Raw genomic sequence first — 22,142 nt, 5'->3', positions numbered from 1 at the left:
TTGACGTCGGACGAGGCGCCGCCTCAGCACCAGAACGAGACCGTGCCCACGAGTGCGACGACGGGCACGACGACGAGCCCGGCAAGGCATCCGGCGCCTGCCGTCACCGACCGCTTCGCGTCCACCGGGGCCGCGCCGAGCAGGCGGTTGATCCGTTCAGCGACATCGTCGGCCGAAGCGTGTAGTGCGGTCGACTCGACCAGGTTGGATCGGCCCTCCCCCGCGGCGACGAGCAGCGCCAGCCCCCGCGCCACGGTGACCCCTCGTGTGTTTCGTGCCGCCGCGTCGTCCGCCGCCATCTCCACCAGCCGTGCGACCGCGGGGCCGGCGGCGGTGAACAACGGAACACCCGGCAGCGCACGGGCGAAAGACGCTGCCACAGCCGTCAGTACGTAGTGCCGGCCGCTCAGATGCGCCCGCTCGTGCGCGGCGACGGCGTACAACTCGGCCCGGGGAAGAACGCGCAGCGCAGCTGTGGTGAGGACGATGCGCCCTCCCCTCGCTGCCACGCAGTAGGCGGCCGGGCACTCGTGGTCCACCACCACCGTCCCTTTGCCCAGCCTCTCGACCGGACGGCCGAGGAGGTCGATGGACTCGGCGAGGCGAAGCTGGTGTCGATGCCGTCTCAACACCTCGCACGTCACGACGGCGAGCACCCGGAGCAGTAGTCCGAACGTCAGCAGGACGCTTGCCGCCATCGGGACGGCCTTGGTCTGGTGACCGCGAAGTACGTTGAGGAGTTCGCGGCAGCACTCCCACCGACTGCTGCCGAAAAGGGCCTCCGTCGCCTCGCACCCGAGTAGGAGCGCGCCTGCCAGCGACGAGACGAGGAGCCCGAGCCACACGGCAAGCGCGGTCCGGGGCACCCGCACCACCCAGCGGGCCCGGCGTAACAGCAGCGGGACCGGAACCGTGACCGCCGCGAGGTAGAGCGCCACCAGGAGGGCGCCCGTCATGTTCCGTCGTCCAGAGCCCGTCGCACCGCGCTCAGGAGTGCGGGGGAATCGGTCGATGACATCCGCTCCACGAAGTGCAGCAATACCGACTCGGGGTTGCTGCTGTTGGTGAGGGCCTCGGCCATGAGCCGGGCGGTGCAGGCGTCCCGGCTCTCATAGGGCTCGTAGAGGAACTGCTTCCCGGATCGGGCGCGATTCAGCCAGCCCTTGCGGTGGAGCTTGGCCATGGTGGACATGACCGTCGTGTACGCGAGGGCGGCCGGGCGCTCGGCGTTCATGGCATCCACCACTTCGCGTACAGGAAGAGGACGGTCCGCGGACCAGATCCGCTCCATCACCTCGGCCTCAAGAGATCCCAGACTCCACACGATGCTGCCCTCCGGTTCGTTCGTCTGCATCGTAGCCATCGGGCGCACGACCGGAAGGGGTCGTACGGCGGCCGGGCCGAGACCACGGACGCTGTACGACCCCGGGAGGGCCCGTCGGTCACTCGGCACAGGCGGGCGCGAGCCAACGGCGGAACGAGGCGGCCAGGGCAGAGCCGGCGGTGTCGCGCTCGTCGGAGGCCGGGGACGCCTTCGCCGACTCGTCCGTTCCCCTCAGTTCGGCCAGGAGGTTCTTCAGCAACCGTTCCGCCTCCGGGCGGTCTGCTTCCGGACACGTCACGCCGATGAGCAACTCGCCCTGCACCTTGCCGCAGAGCACATCGAAGCGGTGACGTACCGGTGTGTCCGGGTCGACCAACGGCCCGGGGCGCAGCGCAGACGGTCGCAGTCCGGGGATGGCGTACAACTCGTCCACCGAACCGAGGTAGTTGAAAGCGAATTCCGACGCCGGCGCGGGCAGTCCGTCCACTTCCGCGACGGTTCCGTGGGTGGCGACTTCGTCGTCGAGGCCGCCGTTGGATCGGGCACCACGCGCCGCGGCGGCACTGAGGACTGCTTCGGTAGCATCCGCCGTTCCGTGCACCTCCAGTTGGTATCGGACGGACAGCCTGCCAACGGTGCGCGACAGATCGGCGGCACCACCGGTGGACGGCAGCGTCGCGCTGCGCCCATGTCCGTCCACGTCGACCCGGGTCGACTCGCCGAGGCCGGATGTGCGAACGGATCGGGCCAAGGCTGCCAGGAGCACGTCTCCCATGGTCGCGGTGGCGAGGAGCCGGTCGCGAAGGCGTGCGGTCGCGGGAGCCTCCAGGACGTCGATGAGGGTCACGGCGTCCCGAGCCACGCCGTAGTGTGGTGGCCCTTCGCGCGGTGGGGTCGGAGCCGCGGCTGTCTTCGCCAGCCGCTGTGCGTGGCGCGTCACCTGTCGAGCCCATGCCGAGGCCGGCAGGGTTGGCGGGGGGAGTTCCGCGTGCCCCGTCTCGACGATCTGAGCGTGCGCGGCAAACAGTTCCTCCAGTACGAGTCTGAGGGAGTAGTTGTCCACCACCAGCCAGTGGGCCACCGCGAGGAGCACGGGTCGCCGGTCCCGGCCCCGGTCGAAGTACAGGACCCGCAACAGTGGCGGAGCGGCGAGGGTGAAGCTCCGCTGGGACTGCTGGGCCAGGTCCTCGACGGCGCGGTCCTGCTCTTCGGTGGACAGATCGGTGAGGTCGAGCCACTCGAAGGGAACCGCAGGCACCTCGTTCACGGCTGCCACACGCTGCCGCCAGCCCTCGGGGCCATGGACGAATCCTGTCCGAAGGGCGTCGTGGCGGCCCACGATCGTGCGGAGCGCGACCCGCAGCGCCACCTTCTCCAGGGGCTCTTCGAGTTCGAACAGCAGCGCGTAATTGTGATGCCGCGCTACGGACGCATCCAGCCCGGCGAGCAGCCTGGCCTGTGCAGGGAGCAGCGGTACGTCGCCGGCGACCTCGGCCTGCACGTCGGCCGTGCGGGGTGCTGCCAGCGTCGCCGCACCGGCCAGTCCGGCGATGGTCGGGTGCTCGAAGAACTGCCGGGCGGTGAGGGCAAGCCCTGAGTCGGCCGCTCTGCCGATCACCCTGAGCGCCAGCAGCGAGTCACCGCCGAGCTGCCCGAAGTCATCGTGGATGCCAACGCTCTCGAGCCCGAGTACCTCCCTCCATATCTCCCCCAGACGCCGCTCGATGTCGTTGCGGGGCTCCGTGCCGTGGGCGCTGCCGGGGTCCAGGACACCTGGCGACAGGGTGCCCCCTCCGGCCTGCGTTACGGGCACGGGCAGAGCGCCTCGGTCAACCTTTCCGTTGGCCGACAGCGGCAGGGAGTCAAGGAGCACGAAGCTGCGCGGGATCATGTAGTCCGGGAGCACAGCGGAGAGCGCGGCGCGGACATCGGCGATGCACGCGTCCGCGTCGATGGTGCTGGGTGTGGTGGTTGTGAGGTAGGCGGTCAGGTGGTTGTTGGTGGCGGTGACGATGCTGTCTTTGACATGGGGGTGGGTGGTGATTGTGGTTTCGATCTCACCGAGTTCGATGCGGTAGCCGTTGACTTTGACTTGGTGATCGTTGCGTCCGAGGAATTCGATGGTGCCGTCGGGGTGATAGCGACCGAGGTCGCCGGTGCGATATAGACGCTCGCCGGTGACAGGGTGGGTGATGAAGCGTTCATTGGTTTTGTCGACGTCTGCCCAGTAACCACGGGCGAGGCCGGTGCCACCGATGAAGAGTTCGCCAGGAACCCAGGTGGGAACGGGATCGAGCGCGGCATCCAGAACATGGAACGTCTGATTCCCAAGAGGACGACCATAAGGAACGCTACGCCAGGCAGGGGCAAGATCACCGATGACGTGGTAGATCGACCAGATCGATGCCTCAGTAGCACCACCAAGACTCACGACCTCCGCCTGAGGAGCAAGAGCGCGAACCCGCCCCGCAAGACCGAGGGGAATCCAGTCACCGCTGAGAAGGACAAGGCGAAGCTCGTCGAAAGTCTCATCGTGGGCAGTGCTGTGCTCGACCAGCATCTCCATCAGGGCCGGGACCGTGTTCCACATGGTGATCCCATGAGCATGCATCTGTGCGAGCCACCGAGCCGGATCACGTCCGGCATCAGACGCGGGCAGGACGAGAGCAGCACCAGCAGCGAAAGTCCCGAAAATGTCCCAGACCGAGAGGTCGAAACTCAAAGAAGACAAGCCAAGAACCCGATCCGCAGACGTCACACGAAAGCGATCGTTGACGTCCGCGACCGTGTTCACGGCACCTCGATGGTCGATCATCACACCCTTGGGCTCACCAGTGGAACCCGACGTGAAGATCACATAGGCCAAATCCTCGGGCCCAGCCGCCGAAGTCAACGGAGAATCGTCACAAGGCCACACGCTGTCGTCATCAACAGCAAGGACGGCCACATCCGCAGGCCACACGAGCGAGTCCCTGAGATGCCGTTGCGTGAGCGCGATACGACATCCTCCACGCTCAAGAAGACGATGAACCCGTTCCACAGGCCAGGAGGCGTCAATGGGAAGATAGGCCGCACCGGACTGAAGAACCCCAAGAGCCGCAACGGGCTGCTGCCAACCCTTCTCCATCACCACCGCCACCAAGGTATTCGGAACCACACCCGAACACTGAAGATGCCGGCCGATACGAGCGGCATGACGATCCAGCTCCCCATACGTCAAACTGCGATCACCAGCAATAACGGCAACGGCATCACCACGCTCACGAAGCGAACCACCAAGCCCGTGAAGCAGCCCCGAAACCAGCGAACCCCCAGTCCTGTTCGCTTCCTCACGAGCAGAGAGATCCACGGAATCAACAAGCGCGAGACGGGAGACATCCCAGAAACCGTCATCATCCGCCATGCGCTCCAGAAGGCGAGCAAAAGCAGCAAACGCCGAGTCGATCAGCCCCGACGGAAAGAGCTCCTCCACCACCGCCCAATTCACCCGCAACGAACCACCCAACTCAAACACCTGGCATTCGAGAGCCACTTGCGGGGCGGTCGCCAAGACGTACGGCAGACCTCGCAGCCACGTGGGGAGATCCGCCTCGGCGAAGTCCTGGCCCAGCACGGCATCGAAGACGAAGGGCATCGTCGTGCGTGTGCCATCCTCACTTCTGGCCAGTTCACGAAGGACCTGAACGCCGCTAAAGGCACGGTGCTCGAAGTCCCTCCAGAACCGGTCCTGTAACGTGGCGATCTGGTCGCGCACGTGCGATGTGTCGCTGACTTGGAAGGCGACCAGGATCTGTGACGTGTATTCGCCGATGACCTGGTCGATGTCGGGGTGGAGGGGAAGGCGTTCGTTGACGGTGACGTTAAGGGTGAAGTCATCGCTCGCCGACCACGTACGCAGGACAGCGGCGTACGCCCAACACAACGCCATCGACGGAGTCAGCCCCCTACGCAGGGCCCCCTGACGCAAACCGGCCCAACGCTCCGACGAGAGCTCAAGCGACCGCGAGGAGAACCGCGCAGTCCTCACCGCCTCCGGCGCCACACGCATGGGAAGCTCCGGCGCCCCGGGCAACTCCGGAAGCCGCTGCAACCAATACTCCCGAGCCCGCACGAAACGGGAGGAATCCTCAACCCCCTCCAACGCCCGCACATAATCCCGGAAGGAGATCTGGGGTGCTGGGCCGAGATCTCGACCGTCCTCCAATGCCAGCCATTCGCCCAGGAGTTGGCGGATTCCTGGGGCATCGGCGATGAGGAGGTCGATGGCGAGGTGGACACGGGTGCGCTCGTCGTCGAGGCGTGTGACAGCGATCTCGAACAACGGCCACTGCCCGGGATCCCGTACCCGCCCCGCGATCTCCTCACGAATGTCTTCCAACACGGGACCGACTCCCGCCAAACCCTCACCGGAAGCCCGTAGGTCATGGCACTCGAAACGATAGACCGGGACCTCCGGCAAAGCCTGCTGCCGACCGTCATCCGTGAAGACCGTACGCAACATGTCATGACGCGCGACAACCCGATTCCACGCCACCTCCAACCGCCCGACATCGACCGACACGGCGTCGATCTCCGCATAGAACGCCGCAGGCACATTCCCCAACGCGAAAAACCCACCCCGCCCCAGCAAATACGCCTGCTGCAAATCCGTCAGCCCGAACGGCTCGAAGCGACCTTCGACATCGACGACGAGCTTGCCGTCCTGACGTTCACCCGCAACACCATCGAGTAGGCCCAACACCGTATCGGCGAGTTGCCGCGGTGTCGTGGCGCCGCGGAACTCCGGTAGCGCGATCTCCACTCCGAGACCGGCGTTCAGGACGACGTTGAGTTCCACCGCGATGAGCGATTCCACGGTAGTGAGGGTCTCGGTGTCCGCGTCCGGCTCCAACGAACGGGTTCGTACGAGGAACTCCAGCAGGGCGTCGGCCAGCAGCTCGCGGCGTTGTGCGTCGTCTTCCTCGCGATGCAGCAGTTCCGCGAACCCGGGGTCCGCCAGTCCGTATCCGTCGGGGTCTTGGTGGGACGCAGCGTCCACGGCGTTCACTCCTCGTACTGATGGGGGTGCGGGGCACGCCCCGACGCTTCCCTGCGGGGGCACGGGTCGCAACGCCCGTCGGAGCACGCACATGGATGGTGGCCGCACGGCTACCTCGGCGGGGCCGTCGGTCCTGGTCCGAAGAGATGGCCTTCGGCCGCATCCGGCGCCGCGGTCGGACGCCTAACTTCGGCGTCATACATCACCGATCACGGAGGTAACCGTGCCGCCCCATCATGTGCCCGCCCGGTCCTTCCTCGCCTCGGAGGCAAGCGGACACTCGATCGCCGAGGGCCTGCTCAAGGCTCGGGAATCCGCAGGAATGACGGTGCTCGACGCCGATCTGAGCCCGCGCCGCATCGGATACCGCGAGCTCGCCGACCTCGCCGAGGAGGCTGCTCGCGCGCTGCGGGCCCAGGGAGTCTGCGCTGGCGACCAAGTCTGTCTGCTGTCGCCCACCACGAAGGACCTTCTGATCACCCTGTTCGGGATCTGGCGACTCGGTGCGGCACCCGTGGTCCTGCCACGCCCCCGAGGGTCCGGGTCCGAGGCGTTCGTCGAGGAGGTGCGACGGAGGATCAAGGCTGCCGTACCAACGCTCCTGGTGACGACCGAGAAGGGCGCACAACTGCTCGAAGGGCGGATCGAGGTGCCGACAGTCAGTCTTCGACGACTGCGCACGTCCCACGCTGGCGTCGGCGGGCCGCTTCCCATGCCCGACCCGGACAGCATCGGTCTGCTCCAGTTCACGTCGGGGACGACGGCGCTCTCCCGCGCCGTGCCGGTGACCCAGGCACAGCTGATCAACAACATTGCGGCGGCGGGCGAGCGCACGGGCTTCGGCCCGCAGGACACGTACGTCAGCTGGCTTCCGCTCTACCACGACATGGGCATCGTCTCCCTGGCCGGTATCGCCGCCGGTGGAGCCGACGTCGTCGTCATGGCCACCGAGACGTTCACGCAGCAGCCTTCGTGTTGGCTGCGAACTGTCAGTGACTACGGGGGTACGTTCACCGCGGCTCCCAACTTCGCGTACCGTCTGGCCGCCAAGGTCCAGGCACTCCGGCCCGCGGTGCTGAACCTGTCCGGCCTGCGCATCGCGATCAACGGCGCCGAGCCCATCGACGCCGATGCCCTGGCCCAGGCGCAGGACGTACTGGGACGGTACGGCTTCGGGGACACCGCCATGTGCCCGATGTACGGGATGGCCGAGGCGACCCTCGCGGTCTCCGGAAGCGACCACGCGACTTCGGTGCGGGTCGTCGACCCGGTCGAGCCGTCCGCTGATGCGGTAGCCCGCGGCGGCCAAGCGCTGCCTGACCGCCGGCTGGTGAGCTGCGGCCCACCGATCCCTGGTACGGAGGTGCGCATCAGCGGCACCGACGGGGGCGCGCTGCCCGAGGGGGCGGTCGGTGAGGTGCTCGTGAAGGGCCCTGGTGTGACGCCCGGCTACTGGACTGCCGGCGGGCAGGTCGATTCCTCGACTTCCCACCGGGAGGGCTGGCTCGCCACGGGAGACTTGGGCTTCCTCGACCAAGGGGAGCTCGTGATCTGCGGCCGGATCAAGGACATGGTCATCGTCGGCGGGCGCAACCTCTACCCCGAGGACTACGAGATGGTCGCCGAGCGGGTTCCCGGCGTGCGGGCAGGCAACGTCGTGGCGTTCTCCGTACCGGACAGGGAGCGCATGGTGATCGTGGCGGAGGGGCGCAGCGCCGGAGCCGACCTGGAGGTGCTGGGTCGCCAGGTCATGGACCGGCTGAACGAGGAGTCCCAGCACACCCCTCACGAGGTGCTGTTCATCAAGCCCGGGACGCTGCCCAAGACGTCGTCCGGAAAGAGGCAACGACAAGCGACGCGTCGCCTGTACGAACGGGGTGGCCTCGACGTCCTGCACACGGTCCGGTGAGCGGGCGGTGACCGCGGGACGATCGCAGAGGAGAGATCGCCATGCACCATTCGAGTCGGGGCGTGAACCATGTCGGGAGCACGTCCCGTTGGCTGCTTGAGCCTCAGGTACCGGTGTCACCGAGAGCGACGACCCTGGTCTGCGTCCCGCACGCCGGAGCCGGGCCCGGTGTGTACCGGTCCTTCGCACGACGGCTCGCCCCACATCTGCGACTCCGGCTCGTGCACCTTCCGGGACGGGAGTCACGGATCGGTGAACCGGCCCTGGACAGCGTTCCGGGCGTCGTAAAGGCGGCATTGCCGTGGCTTGTCCCGGAGTTGCGCGGCAGGTTCGCCCTGTGGGGGCACAGCATGGGCGGCTACGTCGCCTTCGAACTCGCCCGTGTCCTTGAGGCCCGCTACGGTCTGCGGCCGGAGGCCCTGGTGGTCTCCGGTTGTCAGGCGCCCCTGTCTCCGGGGCGGCGGGCGCTGCCGCAGCGTCGCGAGATGGGCGACGACGAGTTGTGGCTCAGCGCGGTCGGACTGAACGGGATCCCTGAGGAGGTCTCCCGCGACCGGAACCTGCGAGAACTCCTCCTGCCCACGCTACGGGCGGACTTCGCCGTCTTCGAAACGTACGACTACCGCGAGGGTCCGCCGTTGGGCTGTCCAGTGCACGTGTTCGCGGGCCGGGACGACCCGGAAGCCTCGGAGGCGGACATGGAGTCCTGGAGGCGGGAGACACGCACGGAGTTCACGCTGACGGGATTGGCCGGTGGCCACTTCTTCCACCTGGACGACCCCGAAGGGTTTAGTGGTCGACTGACTGCGAAGCTGTCTTCGCGCGGGTGACGAGGAGCCGGAACGGTCGTAGTCGGGTCAGGACGCGGTGGCGGGCACGAAGCCGAGGCGGTGGGCGATACGGGCCGGCCTCCAGCGGCGGGTGAGGCGGACCTTGACGATCCTGCGTTCGGTGCGGGTCGGGGTGCGTCGGGGGCCGTGGTGCGGGCGGGAGGAGAGGTCACTCATCCCCATTTCGCCGTGCGCGCGGTAGCGGGTGGCCCACCGCTGGCGGTGGTGGGCCGGACCCGGAAGCGTTCGGCGGCTCGGCGCAGAGGCCAGCGACACTCGACCAAGCAGCGGGCCAGCCGCAACCGGCCGGTCTCGGTCAGGGGTGCATTACGGTCGGGCATGAGGGCCTTCTGCTGGTTGGTGTAGACGTCGCAATCCACACCGAACCCGGAAGGCCCTCACCCATTCAAGATCCCCCAGCCAAGACCTCCATCACCCGTCCACAACCTCCCGGGCAATGCACCTTCCAATGAGGAACTAGTCTCCGCTTGCCGAGTCCAGGTCGACCAGGCCCAACCGTAGTCCCAGGGTGACCGCCATGGTGCGGTTCTGGCAGCCGAGCTTCACCAGGATATTGGCCACATGACGCTTCACCCCGTGAACGGTGATGCACATGCGATTGGCTATCTGACGATTGCTCATTCCGGCGGACATGAGCCGCAACGTGTCCAGTTCACGGGCGCTGAGCAGCGGTCGGTCCACGGTCCCGGTACCGGCGGGATCCGCAGCCAGTGCCAGCAGTTCTCGCATGGTGCTCCTAGGGAGGGACGCCATGCCCTGACGGAGCGCCCTCAACGTCTCGGCCAGCGTCTCGACGGAGAGGTCCTGCTCGCGCACCACGGTGTCGACTGGCAGCTCGGCAGCGAGATGCAGGTGCTCGCGGTCCAGGGCTCCGGCGAGCAGGACGAGCCGTGCACAGGTACCGGCCATCAGGGCGCGCAGCGCACTCACGTCACCTGACAACGAACTTGCCGAGAGCAGGAGGGTGACACACCGCCCCGGACGGTGGGCTACCGCGTCGTCGGCGGTCGCGACCGCCACGACACGGGACCCGGGGTTGGCCTCTTCCAGCATGTGCCGCAGTCCCGTTCGAGTGACGGGCTGCGGCTCGACGAGGACGGTCGTGGCGTCTTCGCAGCCGAGGCACTGACGACTCGGGGGCGCACAGGGGCGCGGTGCCGCGACCCCGATCATTCGCTCAGCGGACATCGAGCGACCCCCGTCGTGTACTCGTGGACTCTCCGCGAAAGGTGTGCGTCCTTGTTGAGCAGGGATGATGTCGCACCTTCGCCCGGTCTACCCATCTTTATGCCTATTTGTAAAAATCCACCCGTACTTGCCCGGCCGAAACTCCACCCAGCCGGGCCTTCCCCGTAGGCCACGAATCCCCCAATGAACTGAAGGTATGTTGCATACCGTCGTCATGTACTGTGGTCCGTAGTAGTTCGTCCTGTCAAGAAATCCACACTCCGTAGTCGCCGATGCCTAGGGGGAATTCGGTCCGATGAAATTCGATGTCGTGGTGGTAGGTGGAGGGGCTGCGGGCGTGGACTCGGCGGTCGCCGCGCGACGGCACGCCCCTGATGCGAGCGTGGCTCTCATCAGCCCGGCGCCCGACCTCTTCTACCGGCCGTGGCTGGTCTATCTGCCGGCAGCGGCCGTCCCCTCACAGGATTTGTCCATACCGCTGCCCGGCATCGCGACCCAGCACGGTTTCGTGTACGTCAAGGACGGCGTCGGCGTGGTCGATCCGGTGCGTCGGGAAGTCGTCCTCGCCTCCACCGGCGAGCGCATCGAGTATTCCCAGTTGGTGCTGGCGCCGGGAGCCCCGGCAGACCGACGCCGTATCCCGGGCGCGGACAAGCACGCACTGTTCCCGTGCGACCGGACGGAGGCGGCCCTGCTCTTCAGTCGACTCGACGAGATGACCGAGGGTACCGTGGCCTTTCTACTCACCGGTGAACGGATCGGCCCTGGACTGGAGTACGCGGGCTGGATCGCCCGGACCCTGCGGGCGACCGGGCGGGACGCGGTCCGGGTCATCCTCGTGGAGCACGGCGACGCCCTGGACCTCCAGTTCGGCGCGCGAGCCGCCGACAAACTGGTGTCCGTCGCCGGCGCACTCGGTGTCGAGACCGTCAGGCACGCACGCCCGGCACGGATCGACAGCGACGAGCTGGTCCTCTCCGACAGGGCTGTCGGGGCCGAACTGATCGCCGTCACTAGTCCCCTCCGCGGACCCGACCTCGGGCTGCCTTCCGAACTGCTCGATGTTCGGGGTCTGTTGAAGGTGGACGACACACTTGCGACGCCGTCATTCCGCGACGTCTTCGCCGCCGGCGACTTCTGCGACGTACAAGGCATAGGCATGGAACCACCCAAGACGTGGATCATGGCGCGTCTCCAGGCGGAAACAGCGGGCCGTAACGCGGCGGCGGCTCTCACTGGTGACCGCGCCGTCGGAATCAACCGGGCCAAGGTCGCACGCATGGCGGCGATCTCCATGCCGGACGTGGGAGGCCGTACGCTCTTCGTCCGCAACCGCAAGCCCGTGGTCGGCGGAAGCTGGCCTCTCCGACTGCGCTACCGCATGGACGGCAAGTACCTTTCGCAGTACCGGGACCGCCCCGGGGCGGTGCGCCCCGTACGGTGAGGCGGCCTTGGCCCCGCCTCCGCAGCACCGCCGCCCCGGGCCGTCGGTTGGAGTCAGGACCACGACGAAGGGCGTCAAGTCCGGTCCCGGATGATCGTTGATCACGGGCGCCAGCCTGCCCCGCCGCTCGCCCGACAGGGCGGGGAGCGGGGCTCGCTAGGAGTTCACGGTGTCGTCCGTCGCGCCGGCGGCGAGGAGGGCGTCTGACTCGGGGGCGCCCACCCACCGCTCGCGGCCACGGCATCCGCCCCGAAAAGCGGTCACGAAACCCTGCGCGAACAGTCAGAGCTTCCAGCCTGGTCGCAGTCGACCACCCTCAGCCTGGTCCTGGCCGTCCTCGTCACGTCTTGGACCATGCCGACGTCGGGCGCTCCACCTTCTACAGGCACTACCAGAGCAAGGACGACCTCCTGCTCAGCGGCATGCGCGAGCTGGAGTCGGAGCTCGCGGCCCGGATGTCGGCGGACGCCACACCCACGTCACCACTGGCTCCCTTGTGGCCGCTATTCGAGCACGCCGCCGACAACCACCCCCCCTCTTCCGGGCACTGCTCAGCGGGCGGGCCAGCGCAGTGACCTTCCGCGCGGGGCGCCGGATGCTTTCGGACCTCCCCACCCGCCATGTACGAGACGGTCTCGGCGTCGACGACGAGGACCGCCTCGGCATGGCGGTGGCCCACCTCGTCAACGGGCTGATCGGTGTCCTCACGTGGTGGCTGGATGCCAGGCCGGACCTATCCGCCCGGCGGGTCTTCACCGATTTCGAACATCTGGTAGTCGAGGAGCTCGGACCCCAGCGTGCGGTTAGCTGACGGCGTACTGCGCGCCGTCTGCCGGTGCCCGATGCGGGCCGGGCTCCTCTCGCTTCGGCTTTGGTTTTGGCCTCAGCGAGTCTGCCCAGATGAGCCAATCACGGCCACTCAAGGCTGAATCCTCCAAGGCGAGTTGCCGAGCTCCAGAGGTATCGGGTTATCATCACGACATGATTACGACACGGTCGCCCTTCGGCGTTCGGCGAACCCGGTTATTTCCGGGGCCGCTGAGTATCGCCTGGCTGGCCCTGCTCGTCCTCGGACCGGCTTTCGCCTCTGGAGCCAGTGTCGAGAGCTCGATCCATCACGTTAATTTTGCATCTGCCTCATCGGCGAACCCGGGTCACTCTTCGGGCGATTCACCCGTCGCGGCCATTAAGGGCGCGCAGCCCTCCGCGACCCCCTTGACCTCGGCCCACCACTTCGACCGGGCTGTCCCCCGGTACCCCATGCACCGTCTGGCTCATCCCGACGAGCACTGCATGCCAGGCCAACCACAGTTCAGCGGTGCCATCGCGAACCCTGGCCCCGAAGGGGTTCCACCGGGCCCTGCCCGTCTACGTGTCGCTCCACCGACCGCGCCAGCAGAAGCCGCGCGGACCGTCGCACCCATGGCCTGTGGGCCTTTGACAGCAATTCTGCGCATCTAGGCCGACAGTCTCGCCAAGGTCAAGCCATCACTTTTCGCCTTCTTCCTCGACGGACCATGGTGACGTCCACCCCTCCCTCAACGCGGAGGGAGATGCCTCACTCGGCATTTATAACGGGCCAATCGGACGCATTCATACGGGAATAGCGGAAAGCTCCGACTCGCCTCGAATCCCACTTCTTGCCCACTTTACTCCGGGCAGCGCTGCGTCGAGTTTCGCCCTACCTCCTCGCCCCTTCGGGAAATTCACCTCAAGGACAACCGGCGGCTTTTTGCTGCGCATTCATCTTGCATTCTCTTAGCAACGCCGAGTCGCTTGGCGAATGTCCGAACGCCCTGCCACGCCGCGGCGACCGGTTCTCCCGTGGCGCGCCGGACGACGTCTTCATCTCCCTCGCGGCGACGCCCGCACGAGAGCCCTCGTCCGTCCCGGCTGTCGCAACCGTTCCAGACGGCCGCACCGCTCACCACGACGTGAGAGCTGCCGGGCGTGGGAGACGGGCCTCTCCCCCCAGCCCCGCCAGCACAAGGCGGATGCACCACCCACCACTCCACCTCCTACACGAACGAGAGCACGACACGATGACGACCTCGCCTCACACCAGCACCAGTCGACCCCGCACCACCACTCACACCCTCCCCGCTGCGAAGCCCGCGGCACGGACCGCGCTGTCCGGCCTGGTCGGCAACACCCCCGTACTACGGGTGAATGAGCCCTTCGCCCCCGGCGACCGCGGATTCTGGGCCAAGCTGGAGGGGTTCAACCCCGGTGGCATCAAGGACCGGCCCGCTCTGCACATGGTGGAACGAGCTCGCTCCCGCGGGGACCTGCGCCCCGGTGGCCGGATCATCGAGTCCACCAGCGGCACCCTCGGCCTCGGTCTCGCCCTCGCCGGCATGGTCTACGGCCACCCGGTGACCCTCGTCACCGATCCCGGCCTCGAACAGTCGATGACGCGGCTCTTGACGGCCTACGGGGCCCAGGTCAACACGGTGTCCGAACCGCACCCCACCGGCGGCTGGCAGCAGGCCCGCCGCGACCGGGTGCAGCGTCTGATGGAGCAGCACCCCGACTCCTGGTGCCCGGACCAGTACAACAACCCCGACAACACCACCGCATACACCCCGCTCGCCCTGGAACTCGCGGCCGAGATCGGCCACATCGACGTGCTCGTGTGCAGCGTGGGCACCGGCGGCCACTCGGCCGGAGTGTCCCGGGTACTGCGCCAGATCTACCCCGAACTCCGCCTCGTCGGCGTGGACACCGTGGGCTCCACGATCTTCGGCCAGGAGGCCCGGCCCCGACTGATGCGCGGCCTGGGCTCCAGCATCTATCCCCGCAACGTCGCCTACGACCGCTTCTCCGAGGTGCACTGGGTCGCCCCCGCCGAAGCCGTGTGGACCTGCCGGACCCTGGCCTCCTCCCACTACGCCACTGGCGGTTGGAGCGTCGGCGCGGTCGCCCAGGTCGCCGGATGGCTCGCCCGCACCCTGCCAGCCGACGCCCGGATCGCCGCCGTCTTCCCCGACGGTCCGCAGCGCTACCTCGGCACGGTGTACGACGACGACTACTGCGCCGCCCACGGGCTGCTCGACGGCCCGCCCGCCGCCGAGCCCGAGGTGGTGGGCCGAGTGGACGAGAGGCAGGTCACCCGGTGGACCCGCTGCGCAGTGGTCGTCGATCCGCTCGCCCCCGCCGGGAGCGACCCGGTGGAAGAGGGCGGTCAGGGGTGAGGAGCACCCTGCGACAGGTTCGGTCGTACGAGCGCAGCGTTCAGTTGTTGATGGTGAACCAGTTCACCATCAACCTTGGCTTCTACATGCTGATGCCGTACCTGGCCGCTCATCTGTCGGGCTCGCTCGGCCTCGCGGGCTGGGTCGTCGGCCTGGTCCTCGGCGTACGGAACTTCAGCCAGCAGGGCATGTTCCTCCTCGGCGGTGCCCTCGCCGACCGGTTCGGGTACAAGCCGCTGATCGTCGCCGGTTGCCTCCTGCGCACCATGGGATTCGCCGCGCTCGGCTTCGTGGAGTCGTTGCCCGCTCTGCTCACCGCGTCCGCAGCCACCGGACTGGCGGGGGCGCTGTTCAACCCCGCGGTCCGGGCGTACTTGGCCGCGGACGCGGGAGAGCGGAGGGTGGAGGCGTTCGCCCTGTTCAACGTCTTCTACCAGGCGGGCATCCTGCTCGGGCCGCTGGTGGGAATGGCGCTGACAGGGGTCAGCTTCCAGGTGACCTGCCTGGTGGCCGCCGTGGTCTTCGCCGTCCTGAGCGCGGTTCAGATCCGTGCCCTGCCCGCGCGGCGCGGCGACGCGCGGTCCGGCAGCGCCGCCCGGGTCCGGGGCGGTTGGCGCCAGATCCTCGGCAACCGGCCCTTCCTGCTCTTCTCGGCGGCCATGATCGGCTCCTACGTGCTCACCTTCCAGGTCTATCTGGCGCTGCCGCTGGAGGTCCGACGGATCGGTGGTGGCGGGAGCGCCGGTACGGCAGCCGTCGCCGTGCTCTTCGCCGTCTCTGGCCTCTCCACGATCCTGTTCCAGACCCGGATCACCGCCTGGTGCAAAGCGCGTGCGGAGCCGGGGCGAGCCCTGGTGTGGGGGCTGCTCGTCATGGGGGCCGCGTTCGTCCCACTCCTGGCGGCAGCGGCGCTGCCGGTGCCCGATGGCGGCGCACCACGGTGGGCACTCGCCACGGTGCCGCCCACACTGGCCGCGCTGCTGCTGGCCTTGGGAACGATGATCGCCTATCCCTTCGAGATGGACACCATCGTCCGGCTCTGCGGCGATCGACTCGTCGCCACCCACTACGGGCTCTACAACACCATCTGCGGCATCGGCATCACCCTGGGCAACCTGCTCACCGGTGCGTCCCTCGACGCGGCCCGCGACGCCGGGCTTCCGGCGCTGCCGTGGGTCGCCTTGACCGTGCTCGGGCTGCTCTGTGCCCTAGCACTGCACGGGCTGTACCGCACGGGCCGGCTGGCACCGCCCGCACCGGCCGCGGAACGCCAAACCGTTTGACGCCCGCGCTGCGGGGTGGGCATCCGTGCCCGTGTTCCCACCCCGCGGCGCCCGGGCCGCTATTGCGGCGACGCGGCGGAGAACGTCCCGCCGTCCGCGTCGCCCTCCTCGCTCTCCCGTCCCTCACACCCCCGCCCCAAGGAACCTCCATGCCCTCGCCCCGCCCCACCGACGACGGCGGACTGGACATTCGCCCGTTCCGGGCCGTGCGCTACGCCGTGTCCGACACCGGTGACCTGTCCCGGGTCATCTGCCCGCCGTACGACGTTCAGGACGCCGCCCGTGCCCAGGCGCCACGACATCGCCCGCACCACCTGTCCCGGCTCCTCTACGCCCGTCCCGGCGAGGCCGCCCAGCAACTGGCCCGGTGGCTGGAGCGGGGCGTACTGGTCCGTGAGGAACGACCCGCCCTCTACGTCTACGAACAACACTCCGAAGGCGCACGCCTACAGCGCGGCGTCATCGGCGAACTCGACCTGCTGGGCGACCGCGTACCGGTCCTGCCGCACGAAGGAGTCCGCGAGCGCGTCGTGGCACAGCGCGCGGCGCACATGGCCGGAGTACGAGCGCAACTCGAACCGCTGCTCCTGGGGTACCGGGCCCCGGGACCCGCACCGACCGCCCTGCTCGACCGCATCGCCTCCGGCCGGCCGCTCGTCACCGCCAAGGACGGCGAGGTGACCCACTCCCTGTGGGCATGCGCGGACCCGGTGGAACAGGACGCCATCACTGCGCACCTCGCCCGGGGCCATGCCCTGATCGCCGACGGCCACCACCGCCGCGCGGCCTGCCTGCAACTCAACACCCAGCAACCCGACGGACCGTGGCGGCGCACCCTGGCGCTCCTCGTCGACCAGGCCACCCACCCTCTGGAGGTCGCGGCCGTGCATCGGGTCGTGCCCTCCCTCGACGCGGAGAAGTCGGCGCGGGCGGCAGCGGAGGTGGCTCGGGTGGAACCACTCCCCCGCGGACCCCGCCCGCCCCGGCCCGGCGAAATCGTGATCGCCGGCGGTGGAAGCGCCTGGAGCGTCACCGACCCCCAGCCCGCGCCCCTGGCCCGCGCCCTGGCGGGCCGGCCCGACGCCTGGCGTGCGCTGCCCGTCGCCGTCGCCGATCACCTACTCATCGAGCACACATGGTCGGTTCCGGGCCTCCCCGGCACGATCCACCACGTCCACGACATCACCCTGGCCACGACCTCCGTCGCACCACCGGGGCACGGCGTCGCCGTGCTGCTCCCCGCCGTCGCGGAACGCACCGTCCGCGCCCTGGCGGACGCCGGAGACCTCATGCCCCGCAAAACAACATCCTTCGGCCCGAAGCCAGTCGCTGGCCTGGTCCTGCGGATCCCAGAATGACGACGGGCCACCCGTCCGGCCGACTCACGGACCGCTGCCCAAGCAGCGCGAAGGTGACGACCACGTACGGATCGAATTGCACGACGACCCAGCCGGCTGCCTTCTCGTGTTCACCCATGTCCTGGCCGACCCGTCGATCGCTGAAAGTGCTTCCTCCGGATGGCAGGAGATGCTCGACCGCCTTGTCGACCAGCTCGATACCAAGGCATCCCGCTGAAGACCCCACGCCCGCCCCGGAGAACCGTCGCCCGGGACATCACGGTGGGCCTCGGGGGGTGCCCCTGTGTGTTTGGTCGAGGCCAAGGCCAGGAGTTTCGTGCGGTCATGGGCGGGCTGAACCGTAGGGGTGTGCATGGGTGACAGCCAGGTGACGATCAAGCTCACGCGTGATGAGATGAGGCGCTGGTGCTGTCGCACTGGCTGGAGAAGCTCCAGATGACGGACCTCAGGCGAGTTGTCGACGATCCGGCGGTCTGGGCGCCGATCCATCGGATCGCCGGAACGCTCGGCAAGGCGCTTCCTGAGCTGTTCGCGCCTGATCATGACCAGCGGCTTCGGCAAAGGACCCGCGACCGCTGCCGCCCGCAGACGCCATCGCGGTCGCCCCGGCCACCTTCAACGCGATCAACAAGTGGCGCCGGGATCTCCGACACCCTGGCCCTCGTCATCCTCTGCGAGGCATACGGCTTCGGCATCCCCACCGCCGTCCTGCCATACCTGAACTTCGCCCAGGCCACCCACCCCGCGTACGCCCGGAGTTTGGAGCGGTTGCGCGAGATGGGTGTCCTGATCGGTTCGTACGAACCCCACCGGCCGAAGGCCGGCGGCGGCGCGGACCGCTTCCATTGGGAGGAAGCCCTGGAACTACTCACCCCCAAGGTGTCCCCGGCGGGTTGAGCAGATTTCTTGCGCTGGTGCTGCCGGTGACGGTGGGATAGCCGCCACCGGATGGGGGGACGGCGTTCGGGGGCAGGCGCGCACGGGCTCGGGGTTCGCGGGTTGCTGTCGCTCACCCTGTTCCTGCGCATGCCTCCGCCTCCGTCAGGTACCGCGTCACCGGGCCCAGGGTCAGCATTCCGCTGGCGGCGCCGGCGTCTTCAGCACGGGCATAGTCCAGGGCAACTGCGGCACGTGCGGCGATTGCGCGCTCGCCGAGGCGTACGGCGGTGTGGGCGGTCAGGCACCACAGCGCCTCCTGCATGTGGTCACGCGGTGGTTCGGGCGCTGTGGCGAGGGTGGCACGGGCCTCTTCGACCCGGTCCTGGGCGAGGAGCACGAGGGGCCGCGTCCAGGGGTGGTACGGGCCCCAGTCGAGGTGGGGGTCGGTGGGCGCGGGCCGGTCGTGCAGCAGGCGCAGTCCGAGGAGGGCGAGCGGGAACAGGCCGCGGTGCAGCCCCGGCATTCCGGCCGTTCGGAGGGCGTCCTCGGCGGCGCGGTAGTGCGCTGCGGCTGTGGCGGCGGTCGGTCCGCCGGGTTCGGTGCTGCGGGTGGCTGTGACCCGCGCCCGGAACCATCCGGTGAGGACGGGGACGAGGGGTGCCTCGGTGGTGGCGGCGAGCTGTTCGGCGGCCTCGGCGTGTGAGGTGGCGGCGTCGAGGTCGCCGAGGGCCGAGGCGGATTGCAGGCGGATGAGTCGGCCGAGTACGGCGAAGTTCGGCAGATCGTGCCGGGTGGCCAGGTCGAGGATCTCGGCGCCGATCCCGTCCCGTACTGCCGCGAGCCCGGTGCGGGTGAAGGACTGCAGGAACACCCCGTTGAGGGCGAACGCCAGCAGGGCGGGATCGCCCAGGTGCCGTGCCAGCGCCTCGGCCTGCCGTGCCGCCTGCTGCGCGCGCTTGCGCTCGGTCCCGGACAGATCGGCGCTGCGACTCTCGACGGCGACCGTGGCCAGGAGGCGGGCGGGCAGGTCGGCGGGGCCGTCGGGGGCGAGTGCGGTGAGCGTGCGTTCGGCAGCCGCGACGACGGCGCGGGACTGTTCGGGATCGTCGGCCCGGCTCCAGATGGCGGGCACGTCGTAGGCGCCGATGACCCGGGCGGTCAGGGTGACGTCTCCCGTGCGTTCCGCCGCCTGGACGGCGGCGAGGCGGTCGCGCCGCGAGTGGACGAGGGCGTCGCCGCCCGCCAGGGCGAGGGTGCGGGCCAGTTTCACGGTGGTGCGCGGGCCGAACCGGACATCAGGGCCGGTCCACGCGGTACGTGCGCCTTCGAGGAGCGCGGCCCCGTTGAGGATGTCCGTCTCCAGGCGCTGGAGGTCGCCACCAGGGTCGAGCCCGAGTTGGTCAACGAGCATCGCTCGGGCGCGCCGGAGGGTGGCCAGCGCGTCGGCCCGGCGGCCCGCGTGGTAGAGCGCGCGGGCAAGCAGGCCCCAGGCCGGCTCGCGCCACGGGTGTTCGGCGACGTGGGCACCCAGTTCGGCGACGAGATCGGCCCCTGCCCCGGAGTCGAGGAGGACGCGGGCGCGCAGTTCCACCCCTTCCAGCCTCAACTCCTCCAGCCGGGTTCGCTCGCGCTGTGCCCATGCGGAGTCGGGCACATCGGCGTAGGCGGGTCCGCGCCAGGCCGCGAGCGCCGCGCTGAGGTCGGTCACCGCGTCGGGGTTGCGCCGGGCGTTGGCCAGGGTGTCCTGGAACCGATGGACGTCCACGTCCTCACGCGGCAGGCGCAGCGCGTAGCCGGGGCCTTCGGTGACGATGACGCGCGACGGATCGCGGGGCGGGCGGTCGGGTTCGAGGGCGCGGCGCAGCGTGGCGACGAACGTTCGCAGAGCACCCACGGCGCGGGTGGGCGGATCGATCCACAGGTCGTCGACAAGGGTGTCGGTGGTGACCATCCGTCCCTCTGCGGCGACGAGCCGGGCGAGCACCTCACGATGGCGTGGCCCGCCCAGGTCAACCGGGCTGCCGTCGTCGCCAAGGGCCCGCACCGCACCGAGCACGTCGATTCGCATGCCCCCATCCTCCGTGCCAGGGGCCGGCCGCGCCCAACCGTACTGATCGGCTGCTGATCGGCGCCGTCCACGCTGATCCGGTCAAGTCCCCGACCGCAAGGACGGTCCCCCTCATGACGCTCACCATTCCCGGCTTCGATCACATCCGCCTGCCCGGTGCAGACGGTGTGGAGCTGGCTGCGGCCGTTGCCGGCAGCGGTAGCCCGGTCGTACTGTTGCACGGCTTTCCCCAGACCCACCTGATGTGGCGGCACGTCGCCGAGCGGCTCGCCGTCGAGCACACGGTGATCTGTCCTGACCTGCGTGGTTACGGTGCCAGCGACAAGCCGGCGGCCACCGGCCCCGATGTGTACGCCAAGCGCACCATGGCCGCCGACGTCGTGACCCTGGCGGCGGCACTCGGCCACGAGCGCTTCGCCCTCGTCGGCCACGACCGAGGCGCCCTGGTCGCCTTCCGGGCGGGGCTGGACCACCCCGAGACCATCACGCACCTGGGCATCCTCGACATCGTGCCGACGCTCGACATGTGGAACGTCCTGCACGGCACCTCGGCGGCGGTCGGCTACCACCTCTTCCTCATGGCGCAGCCGCCGGGCCTGCCGGAGGCGATGATCGCAGGCAGCGCGGACACGTTCTTCGGCTCGTTCCTCGACGCCTGGGCCAACGACCCGACCACCATGCCGGAGGAAGTGCGTGCCGAATACCTGCGGGCAAGCGCCGCCGCGGTGACGTCGATCGTCGCGGACTACCGGGCCTCGGCGGGCATCGACGTCACGCACGACCAAGCGGACCTGGACGCCGGGTCGCAGCTGGCCATGCCCGTGGCGGTCGTCCAGCAGGACTGGGGCGCACAGCTGGGCTACGACGCCGCCGCGGTGTGGAAGGCGTGGGCGCCGGACCTGGACCACCGGCTGACCCGCGCCGGGCACTTCATGGCCGAGGAGGCACCCGACGAGATCGCGGCGGCGATCCAGGACCTGCTGGCCCGCTGAGCCCCGGTTCCCGGCCCGCACCGCCTCCGAGGCCGGGAGCACGGCGGGTCGATACACCACTGGTGGTCACCGCCCGGCTGGGCCCCGCAGAAGACCGGGGACAGTTGAATACGCGGGCCCACCAGCACCAAGGGCAAACTCACCGGCACTGCCCTACCCCGACCTTGAGCGGCCGGAGCCTTCGGGTGCCCGGGCGGGGAGTGGACGGCCCCGGCCCGGGCACCCCGCCATCTGGCAGCGGTCCCAGTCGTACTCGTCCTCGGCGTCCCAGCCCGCGTCCCGCTCGTCGCCGTCGAGCACGACTGCCCGCACGAAGATGAGCTAGACGGCTTGGTCAGCGCCCACCGCGACGTCCCTCAGCGCCTGGTCGACGCCTTGGTGGCCGCCGCGCGATCCACCGGACAGGGATACCGAGACGATGCAACGGCGGTCGTCCTGCTGCACCACGGCTGACTCCGAGAATCCCGTTAGCGGTCGTCAGCCGCCGGGGCGAGAACAGGTTCTGCACCGCGCTCTCGACGGCGGCGGTCCTACTGCTGGTGAAGACCAGGACGTCGCCGGCCGCGCCGGCCAGCTCCCGGAGACTCGGCGGACGCAGGTCGGTCCGGCTCCAG

General features: G+C 68.9%; 15 protein-coding genes and 2 pseudogenes. 10 read left to right on the top strand and 7 right to left on the bottom strand.

Annotated features, from left to right (window positions below):
- Nucleotides 1–23: 23 nt before the first annotated feature.
- From ABZ842_RS24180 to ABZ842_RS24170, 3 genes are all read right to left on the bottom strand, one after another.
- On the bottom strand, nucleotides 24–956 hold the full coding sequence (locus ABZ842_RS24180; protein WP_361540240.1) for a M56 family metallopeptidase: 933 nt from the start codon (nucleotides 954–956) through the stop codon (nucleotides 24–26).
- A complete protein-coding gene (locus ABZ842_RS24175) occupies nucleotides 953–1,354 on the bottom strand; it encodes a BlaI/MecI/CopY family transcriptional regulator (RefSeq protein ID WP_361540237.1) in 402 nt (133 codons plus the stop codon). The genes ABZ842_RS24180 and ABZ842_RS24175 overlap by 4 nt, the downstream gene beginning before the upstream one ends.
- An 88-nt stretch (nucleotides 1,355–1,442) precedes the next feature.
- The gene (locus tag ABZ842_RS24170) at nucleotides 1,443–6,362 is read right to left on the bottom strand and encodes an amino acid adenylation domain-containing protein (protein ID WP_361540234.1); all 4,920 of its coding nucleotides are present in this window, start codon (nucleotides 6,360–6,362) and stop codon (nucleotides 1,443–1,445) included.
- Between the two features lie 223 nt (nucleotides 6,363–6,585).
- On the opposite strand from ABZ842_RS24170, the gene ABZ842_RS24165 reads away from it, so the two are divergent.
- Together ABZ842_RS24165 and ABZ842_RS24160 are read left to right on the top strand one after the other, a co-directional pair.
- On the top strand, nucleotides 6,586–8,271 hold the full coding sequence (locus ABZ842_RS24165) for an AMP-binding protein (RefSeq protein WP_361540231.1): 1,686 nt from the start codon (nucleotides 6,586–6,588) through the stop codon (nucleotides 8,269–8,271).
- A 41-nt stretch (nucleotides 8,272–8,312) separates the two neighbouring features.
- Nucleotides 8,313–9,101 (top strand): alpha/beta fold hydrolase, encoded by a 789-nt coding sequence (locus tag ABZ842_RS24160; RefSeq protein WP_361540228.1) that lies wholly within the window; start codon nucleotides 8,313–8,315, stop codon nucleotides 9,099–9,101.
- 51 nt (nucleotides 9,102–9,152) lie between these two features.
- Here ABZ842_RS24160 and ABZ842_RS24155 read toward each other — a convergent pair.
- Nucleotides 9,153–9,442 (bottom strand): annotated as a pseudogene (locus ABZ842_RS24155) (leucine zipper domain-containing protein); the annotation flags it as partial.
- Nucleotides 9,443–9,578: 136 nt separating this feature from the next.
- A complete protein-coding gene (locus ABZ842_RS24150; RefSeq protein WP_361540225.1) occupies nucleotides 9,579–10,175 on the bottom strand; it encodes a response regulator transcription factor in 597 nt (198 codons plus the stop codon).
- Between the two features lie 430 nt (nucleotides 10,176–10,605).
- Here ABZ842_RS24150 and ABZ842_RS24145 point away from each other — a divergent pair, with 430 nt between their 5' ends.
- The 7 genes and pseudogenes from ABZ842_RS24145 to ABZ842_RS24115 all read left to right on the top strand — a co-directional run.
- Nucleotides 10,606–11,754 carry an FAD-dependent oxidoreductase gene (locus ABZ842_RS24145; RefSeq protein ID WP_361540222.1) on the top strand — a complete coding sequence of 383 codons (1,149 nt, stop codon included), beginning with the start codon at nucleotides 10,606–10,608 and terminating at the stop codon, nucleotides 11,752–11,754.
- Between the two features lie 595 nt (nucleotides 11,755–12,349).
- Nucleotides 12,350–12,565 carry a hypothetical protein gene (locus ABZ842_RS24140; RefSeq protein ID WP_361540219.1) on the top strand — a complete coding sequence of 72 codons (216 nt, stop codon included), beginning with the start codon at nucleotides 12,350–12,352 and terminating at the stop codon, nucleotides 12,563–12,565.
- Between the two features lie 1,231 nt (nucleotides 12,566–13,796).
- Nucleotides 13,797–14,948 (top strand): PLP-dependent cysteine synthase family protein, encoded by a 1,152-nt coding sequence (locus ABZ842_RS24135; RefSeq protein WP_361540216.1) that lies wholly within the window; start codon nucleotides 13,797–13,799, stop codon nucleotides 14,946–14,948.
- The gene (locus tag ABZ842_RS24130; RefSeq protein WP_361540213.1) at nucleotides 14,945–16,231 is read left to right on the top strand and encodes an MFS transporter; all 1,287 of its coding nucleotides are present in this window, start codon (nucleotides 14,945–14,947) and stop codon (nucleotides 16,229–16,231) included. Before ABZ842_RS24135 ends, ABZ842_RS24130 begins: the two co-directional genes overlap by 4 nt.
- Before the next feature lie 149 nt (nucleotides 16,232–16,380).
- Nucleotides 16,381–17,589 (top strand): DUF1015 domain-containing protein, encoded by a 1,209-nt coding sequence (locus ABZ842_RS24125; protein ID WP_361540210.1) that lies wholly within the window; start codon nucleotides 16,381–16,383, stop codon nucleotides 17,587–17,589.
- A complete protein-coding gene (locus tag ABZ842_RS24120) occupies nucleotides 17,561–17,806 on the top strand; it encodes an SRPBCC domain-containing protein (protein ID WP_361540281.1) in 246 nt (81 codons plus the stop codon). Before ABZ842_RS24125 ends, ABZ842_RS24120 begins: the two co-directional genes overlap by 29 nt.
- Before the next feature lie 346 nt (nucleotides 17,807–18,152).
- A pseudogene (locus ABZ842_RS24115) lies at nucleotides 18,153–18,486 on the top strand (flavoprotein); the annotation flags it as partial.
- Between the two features lie 112 nt (nucleotides 18,487–18,598).
- Here ABZ842_RS24115 and ABZ842_RS24110 read toward each other — a convergent pair.
- The gene (locus ABZ842_RS24110; protein WP_361540207.1) at nucleotides 18,599–20,536 is read right to left on the bottom strand and encodes a BTAD domain-containing putative transcriptional regulator; all 1,938 of its coding nucleotides are present in this window, start codon (nucleotides 20,534–20,536) and stop codon (nucleotides 18,599–18,601) included.
- Between the two features lie 113 nt (nucleotides 20,537–20,649).
- On the opposite strand from ABZ842_RS24110, the gene ABZ842_RS24105 reads away from it, so the two are divergent.
- Nucleotides 20,650–21,528 (top strand): alpha/beta hydrolase, encoded by an 879-nt coding sequence (locus ABZ842_RS24105; RefSeq protein WP_361540204.1) that lies wholly within the window; start codon nucleotides 20,650–20,652, stop codon nucleotides 21,526–21,528.
- A 153-nt stretch (nucleotides 21,529–21,681) separates the two neighbouring features.
- On the opposite strand, the gene ABZ842_RS24100 is transcribed toward ABZ842_RS24105, so the two are convergent.
- Complete coding sequence (locus tag ABZ842_RS24100; protein WP_361540201.1) at nucleotides 21,682–21,840, bottom strand: hypothetical protein; 159 nt, start codon at nucleotides 21,838–21,840, stop codon at nucleotides 21,682–21,684.
- Nucleotides 21,841–22,142 lie beyond the last annotated feature (302 nt).

Source organism: Streptomyces sp. NPDC047315 (genome assembly GCF_040643215.1).
In the GTDB taxonomy this organism is placed as follows: Bacteria; Actinomycetota; Actinomycetes; order Streptomycetales; family Streptomycetaceae; genus Streptomyces.
The sequence above is the reverse complement of the archived record's forward strand: the minus strand, read 5'-3'. Positions and strand labels throughout refer to the sequence as shown.

Bases quoted from the DNA above. Each gene is read 5' to 3' on its own strand.
- ABZ842_RS24110 (WP_361540207.1), bottom strand. From the start codon at position 20,536: ATGCGAATCGACGTGCTCGGTGCGGTGCGGGCCCTTGGCGACGACGGC.
- ABZ842_RS24140 (WP_361540219.1), top strand. From the start codon at position 12,350: ATGCTTTCGGACCTCCCCACCCGCCATGTACGAGACGGTCTCGGCGTC.
- ABZ842_RS24145 (WP_361540222.1), top strand. From the start codon at position 10,606: ATGAAATTCGATGTCGTGGTGGTAGGTGGAGGGGCTGCGGGCGTGGAC.
- ABZ842_RS24150 (WP_361540225.1), bottom strand. From the start codon at position 10,175: ATGCTGGAAGAGGCCAACCCCGGGTCCCGTGTCGTGGCGGTCGCGACC.
- ABZ842_RS24105 (WP_361540204.1), top strand. From the start codon at position 20,650: ATGACGCTCACCATTCCCGGCTTCGATCACATCCGCCTGCCCGGTGCA.
- ABZ842_RS24180 (WP_361540240.1), bottom strand. From the start codon at position 956: ATGACGGGCGCCCTCCTGGTGGCGCTCTACCTCGCGGCGGTCACGGTT.
- ABZ842_RS24160 (WP_361540228.1), top strand. From the start codon at position 8,313: ATGCACCATTCGAGTCGGGGCGTGAACCATGTCGGGAGCACGTCCCGT.
- ABZ842_RS24125 (WP_361540210.1), top strand. From the start codon at position 16,381: ATGCCCTCGCCCCGCCCCACCGACGACGGCGGACTGGACATTCGCCCG.
- ABZ842_RS24175 (WP_361540237.1), bottom strand. From the start codon at position 1,354: ATGCAGACGAACGAACCGGAGGGCAGCATCGTGTGGAGTCTGGGATCT.
- ABZ842_RS24135 (WP_361540216.1), top strand. From the start codon at position 13,797: ATGACGACCTCGCCTCACACCAGCACCAGTCGACCCCGCACCACCACT.